We start from the raw sequence: 6,304 nt of genomic DNA, 5'->3' as shown, positions 1-6,304 counted from the left end.
GCGTTCGACCGGCCCCACGCTGGTCGTGGCCGGTCGTCGGTGCCTGGACGTCGGTGCCTCCACCGGCGGCTTCACCGACGTGCTGCTGCGGTACGGTGCGGGGACCGTCGTGGCCGTGGACGTCGGCTACGGGCAGTTGCTGTGGCGGCTGCGCTGCGACCCCCGAGTCCGCGTGCTCGACCGTACCAACGCCCGGAACCTGACGCCCGCCGAGATCGGTGACCGCGTCGACCTGGTCGTCGGGGACCTGTCGTTCATCTCGCTGGCCCTGGTGCTGCCCGCGCTGCGCGCCTGCGCGGTCCCGGATGCCGATTTCGTGCTGCTGGTGAAGCCCCAGTTCGAGGTCGGCCGGGAGCGGCTCGGGCCCGGCGGGGTGGTGCGTGACACCGCATTGCACGCCGAGGCGGTCCGCGACGTGGCGGCGTCCGCGGCCATGCTGGATCTCGGCGTGCGTGGCGTCACGGCGAGTCCGCTGCCCGGCCCGGCGGGCAACGTCGAGTACCTGCTGTGGCTGGCCGCCGGGGCCCCACCGCTCGACGCGGACGTCCTGACCGGGGCGATCGCAGCCGGCCCCGCGGGACCGGGGCGCCGGGCATGACGCGGGAGATCCTCGTCGTCACCCATCCCCGCCGCTCGGTGGTCCGGGAGAGCGCCCATCGGGTCATCGAGGGCCTGGCCGCCGCCGGGGTGTCGCCGCGGGTGCTGCGGGACGAGGCGGAGATGCTCGACCTGACCGCCGCCAACAGCGTGCCGCCCGACGCCGACGCGGCCGTCGGGGTGGAACTGGTGCTGGTCCTCGGCGGCGACGGCAGCCTGCTGCGCGGCGCGGAGCTGGCCCGCACCGCTGACGCCCCGCTGCTGGGCGTGAACCTCGGGCATGTCGGGTTCCTCGCCGAGGCCGAACCCGACGCGCTGGAATCCACCATCGAGCACGTCGTCCGCAAGGACTACACGGTCGAGGAACGCATGACGGTAGACGTCACGGTCCGGCGGCGTGGCGAGGTCACCTATACCGGCTGGGCGCTCAACGAGATGTCCCTGGAGAAGGCCGAGCGCGCTCGGATGCTGGAATGCGTGTTGGAGATTGACGGGCGTCCGCTATCCCGGTGGGGCTGCGACGGGGTGATCTGTTCGACGCCCACCGGATCCACCGCCTACGCCTTCTCGGTCGGTGGCCCGGTGATGTGGCCGGGCGTCGAGGCCCTGCTGGTCGCCCCGATCAGCGCGCACGCGCTGTTCGCCCGGCCGCTCGTGCTGGCGCCGACCTCCGCGGTCGCCGTGGAGATCCTGCCGCCGGTGCCCGCGGTCCTCTACTGTGACGGCCGGCGGTCCGTCGAGGTGCCCCCCGAGTCGCGGGTCGAGGTGGTCCGCGGCCGCCGACCGGTGCGGCTCGCCGTGGTGCGCCCGCTGCCGTTCACTGATCGTCTTGTTGCCAAGTTCGGCCTTCCGGTGGAAGGTTGGCGGGGACGCAACCAGCGTGCCTCCCCCGCGTAGCGGCTTCGCCGCGACGCGGGGACCCCTGGCCTTGGGCGCCGTTCGGGGTTTCCGTCAGCTTGCCTTCGGCGAGCTTCCTGGGGTGGCTGTCGGGGGGCTTCGCCGCGACGCGGGGACCGCGATGTCGGATCTTCCGCCTCTGCGATATCGGCCTCCGTCCTGGTGACGCTAGAGTTCGGGGCGTGCTCGAGGAGATTCGCATCCGCGGCCTCGGGGTCATCGACGATGCCGCCCTCGCCCTCGCTCCCGGCCTCACCGTGGTGAGTGGCGAGACCGGAGCCGGCAAGACCATGATTGTCCAGGGGCTGGGGCTGCTCACCGGCGGGCGGGCGGATTACGGTCTGGTCCGGCCCGGGGTCGATCGCGCCTTTGTCGAGGGTCGGCTCGTCATCGGTGCCGAGTCGGCTGTCGCGGCCCGGGTCCGCGAAGTCGGCGGCGACCTCGACGAGGATCCGGGTGGCGCCGTCCTCGTCGTCGGTCGGACCCTGACCGCGGAGGGCCGGTCCCGGGCGCAGGTCGCGGGCCGCTCGGTTCCGGCGAGTGTCCTCGCCGAGATCGCCGAGGAGCTGATCGCCGTGCACGGCCAGTCCGAGGCGCAGCGCCTGCTCAAGCCGTCCACCCAGCGTGATGCGTTGGACCGGTTCGCCGGTTCCGCCGTCGCCGGGCCGTTGGCCCGCTACGGCGGTGCGTACCGGGAGCTGACCCGGGTCAGTCGGCAGCTCGCCGAGATCACCGACCGGGTGCGTGAACGCGAGCAGGAGGCGGAGCTGCTGCGCATCGGCCTGGACGAGGTGGAACGGATCGCCCCCGGCCCCGGTGAGGACGTCACCCTCGACGCCGAGCTGACCAAGCTGGAGCACGCGGAGACCCTGGTGCGGGCGGCGCGGACCGCGCACGCCGCGCTGATGAGCGATCCGGCCACTGGGTCGGACGAGCCCGGTGCGGTCGATCTGGTGGCCGCGGCCCAGCGGGTCATCGCCGGCGAGTCCGCCCTCGACACCGAGCTCGCCGCCCTCGGCACGCGGCTCACGGAGGTGGGGATGCTGCTCACCGACGTCGCCGCGGACCTCGCCTCCTACGCGGAGGGCATCGATGCCGACCCGGTGCGCCTCGCCGACGCCCAGGCGCGCAAGGCCGCCCTCACCAACCTGACCCGGGCGCACGGCACCGGCATTGACGGCGTGCTGGCCTGGGCGGACCAGGCCGGGCGCCGGTTGCTGGAACTCGACGGCGCCGGGGACAGCGTCGAGGCGCTCACCGCCCGGCGGGACAGCCTGACCGCCGAGCTGGCCCGGCTCGCCGAGGAGGTCAGCGAGGCCCGGACCAAGGCGGCGGCCCGGTTCGGTGCGGCGGTCGCCGCCGAGCTCGCCGGGCTCGCGATGCCCCGGGCCCGGGTGGAGGCCGCCGTGTCGCAGCGCGACGATCCAGCCGGTCTGCCGGTCGGCCTGCGGGTCGTCGCGTTCGGACCGTTCGGCGTCGACGACGTGGAGCTGCGGCTGATCCCGCATCCCGGGGCGCCGCCGCGGCCGGTCCAGAAAGGCGCGTCGGGCGGTGAGCTGTCCCGGGTCATGCTCGCGATCGAGGTCGTACTCGCCGCCGCTGACACCGGTTCGACCATGGTCTTCGACGAAGTGGACGCCGGGGTCGGCGGCCGGGCCGCGGTGGAGATCGGCCGGCGCCTCGCCCGCCTCGCCCGCACCCATCAGGTGATCTGTATCACTCATCTGCCGCAGGTCGCCGCCTTCGCGGACCGTCATCTGGTGGTCCACAAGGCCGACGACGGATCGGTCACCCGTAGCGGGATCGTCATGCTCGACGACGCCGGCCGGGTGCGGGAGCTCTCCCGGATGCTCGCCGGCCAGGAGGAGAGCCCGCTGGCCCGTGGGCACGCCGAGGAGCTGCTCGCCGCCGCGGAGGCCGACAAGGCGCTGCCGTAGTGCCACCGCGGTCGGGAGGTCGGACATCCTGCGGTGGTCCAGGCAGTCACCGAAGGTGATAACCGAGGGGCATGACTCACCCTTATGGCAGAGTCCCCGCATTGCGCTGGAGGCGTCGCGCGGGGGAGCTGTTACCGTGAAGTCCCGTGGAGGCGCCGGGGCCGGACCGGCGGCGTAACCACGGGAGCTTCGGGTGGGTCAGGCGCATATCACCAAACACATCTTCGTCACCGGCGGGGTTGCGTCCAGTCTCGGCAAGGGACTGACCGCGTCGAGCCTTGGCCGACTACTCAAGGCTCGTGGACTTCGTGTCACGATGCAGAAGCTCGACCCCTACCTCAACGTGGACCCGGGGACGATGAACCCGTTTCAGCACGGTGAGGTGTTCGTGACCGACGACGGGGCCGAGACCGACCTCGACATCGGCCACTACGAGCGGTTCCTCGACGTCAGCCTCGACGGCAGCGCCAACGTGACGACGGGTCAGGTCTACTCGGCCGTCATCGCCAGGGAACGCCGCGGCGGCTATCTGGGCCAGACCGTCCAGGTCGTCCCGCACATCACCGACGAAATCAAGGACCGGATCCGGCGGCTGGCCGGTGACTCCGTCGACGTGGTGATCACTGAGGTCGGCGGGACCGTCGGGGACATCGAATCGCTGCCCTACCTGGAGGCGATCCGTCAGGTACGCCACGAGGTCGGTCGGGACAACGCCCTGACGGTGCACGTGAGCCTGGTCCCCTACCTCGCCCCCTCCGGAGAGCTGAAGACCAAGCCGACCCAGCATTCGGTCGCGGCGTTGCGCAGTATCGGCCTGCAGCCCGACGCCGTGGTCTGCCGGTCCGACCGGCCGCTGCCCGATTCGCTCAAGAAGAAGATCGCGATGATGTGCGACGTCGATGATGAGGCCGTCGTCGGGGCGCCGGACGCGAGTTCCATCTACGACATCCCCCGGGTGCTGCACCGCGAGGGCCTCGACGCCTACGTGGTGCGTCGGCTCGGGCTGTCCTTCCGCGACGTCGACTGGACGGAGTGGGACACGTTGCTGCGGCGGGTGCACCACCCGGCCAACACGGCGACGATCGCGATCGTCGGCAAGTACGTGGATCTCTCCGACGCCTACCTCTCGGTGACCGAGGCCCTGCGCGCCGGCGCCTTCGCCACCGACACCCGGGTGGACCTGCGGTGGGTCACCTCGGACGAGTGCTCTTCCCCGGATGCGACGGCCACCCTGCTCGACGGGATCGACGGGGTCATCGTTCCCGGTGGTTTCGGGGTGCGGGGCATCGAGGGCAAGCTCACCGCGCTGCGGCACGCCCGCGAGAACGGCATTCCGACCCTCGGTATCTGCCTCGGCCTGCAGTGCATGGTCATCGAGGCGGCCCGCAGTCTCGCCGGCCTGGAGGCGGCGAACTCCACCGAGTTCGTCCCCGAGACCCCCCACCCGGTGATCTCCACGATGGCCGACCAGCACGAGGTGATGGCCGGCACCCGGGACATGGGCGGCACGATGAGACTGGGCCTGTACTCGTGCGTGCTGGTGCCCGGCACGCTCGCCCAGCGTGAATACGGCGTCGCCGAGGTCGCCGAGCGCCACCGGCACCGGTACGAGGTGAACAACGACTATCGGCACCGGCTGGCCGCCGCCGGGCTGGTCTTCTCCGGGACGTCACCGGACGGCCGCCTGGTCGAGGTGGTCGAACTGCCCGCCGATGTGCATCCGTACTACGTCGGCACCCAGGCACATCCGGAGTTCCGGTCCCGGCCGACCCGGGCCCATCCGTTGTTCCGGGGTCTCGTCGCCGCGGCGGTCGCGCATGCGGACCGCCGCCGCGGGGTGCTGCCGGTGGACCTGCCGAGCGAGGACGCCGCCACCCCGGAGAACGGCGTCCCGGAGAACGGCGTCCTAGAGAACGGCGCCGCGCAGACCCGCGGCGTCACGGCCGGTCGATCCGGCGGGAGTATCCGCCGGGGCGCGAGCGCGTCCCGGCCGAGCGTCAGCTCCAACGGCACCGCCGCGCTGGTGTCCCCGTGACAGCGACCCCGCACCGGTACGAGGTCACCGAGAGCACCCTGGCCTACCAGGGGAGGGTCATCTCCGTCCGCCGCGATCAGGTGCGGATGCCGGATGGCGACATCTCGCAGCGTGATGTGGTGGTGCATCCCGGCGCCGTGGGGGTGGTCGCCCTCGACGAGGCCGATCGGGTGGTGATGGTCCATCAGTACCGTCATCCCGTCGGTGGTCCGCTGTGGGAGCTGCCCGCCGGCATTCTCGACGTGCCGGGCGAGCCGGCGTCCTCGGCCGCCGCGCGGGAGCTGGCCGAGGAGGCCGGGCTGCGCGCCGACCGCTACGATCTGCTGGTTGACGTGTGGGCCTCACCAGGGATGACCGACGAGGCCTACCGCCTCTTCCTGGCCCGCGGGCTGCACGAGATCCCGGCCGCCGAGCGGTACGTGCCGGTGCACGAGGAGGCCGAGATGGGTCTCGCCCGCATCGACTTCACCGACGCCGTCGAACGGGTCCTGCGCGGTGAGATCACCAACGCGATGGCGGTCATCGGGCTGCTGGCCACGGCCCGGGCGCGCGCCGAGAACTACGCCGGTCTGCGCCCACCCGACGCACCCTGGCCCGCTCGTCCCGCTCACCGCGGCTGAGCCGCCGCCGCGCCGCGGCCCCCGTTTCTCCGCGGTGGCGTCGGTCCCGCGGTGGCGTCAGTCGTTGTGGACCAGCACGCCGGCGGCCTCGTCGACGACGAGGCCCGCTGCGGCGGCGAGGGTCACCGCGGCGATCGGGAACGCCTGCGCGACCCCGGGAACGGTGAACGTGCCATCCCAGGTCACCGCGAGGGTCACCTGGTACCGGCCCGGCCGGG

The 6,304-nt window shown here is 72.5% G+C and carries 5 protein-coding genes and 1 pseudogene; 5 read left to right on the top strand and 1 reads right to left on the bottom strand.

The genetic code is table 11. The features are described from left to right. The 5 genes from AC08ON_RS06030 to AC08ON_RS06010 all read left to right on the top strand — a co-directional run. The coding region (locus AC08ON_RS06030; RefSeq protein WP_476616596.1) for a TlyA family RNA methyltransferase at window positions 1-598 on the top strand (598 nt) is incomplete at its 5' end. Next, window positions 595-1,494 (top strand): NAD kinase, encoded by a 900-nt coding sequence (locus tag AC08ON_RS06025; RefSeq protein WP_476606761.1) that lies wholly within the window; start codon window positions 595-597, stop codon window positions 1,492-1,494. The genes AC08ON_RS06030 and AC08ON_RS06025, both read left to right, overlap by 4 nt. A gap of 182 nt (window positions 1,495-1,676) precedes the next feature. Then, on the top strand, window positions 1,677-3,431 hold the full coding sequence (gene recN, locus AC08ON_RS06020) for a DNA repair protein RecN (protein WP_476606762.1): 1,755 nt from the start codon (window positions 1,677-1,679) through the stop codon (window positions 3,429-3,431). A 193-nt stretch (window positions 3,432-3,624) separates the two neighbouring features. Next, the gene (locus tag AC08ON_RS06015) at window positions 3,625-5,466 is read left to right on the top strand and encodes a CTP synthase (RefSeq protein ID WP_476606763.1); all 1,842 of its coding nucleotides are present in this window, start codon (window positions 3,625-3,627) and stop codon (window positions 5,464-5,466) included. Then, window positions 5,463-6,086 (top strand): NUDIX domain-containing protein, encoded by a 624-nt coding sequence (locus AC08ON_RS06010; RefSeq protein ID WP_011437541.1) that lies wholly within the window; start codon window positions 5,463-5,465, stop codon window positions 6,084-6,086. Before AC08ON_RS06015 ends, AC08ON_RS06010 begins: the two co-directional genes overlap by 4 nt. Before the next feature lie 57 nt (window positions 6,087-6,143). Here AC08ON_RS06010 and AC08ON_RS06005 read toward each other — a convergent pair. Then, window positions 6,144-6,304 (bottom strand): annotated as a pseudogene (locus AC08ON_RS06005) (PKD domain-containing protein); the annotation flags it as partial.

The sequence above is a fragment of the Frankia sp. CoWAU3 genome (assembly GCF_977971855.1).
Note: the sequence above shows the minus strand (reverse complement) of the source record. Positions and strands in the feature narration are given on the sequence as shown.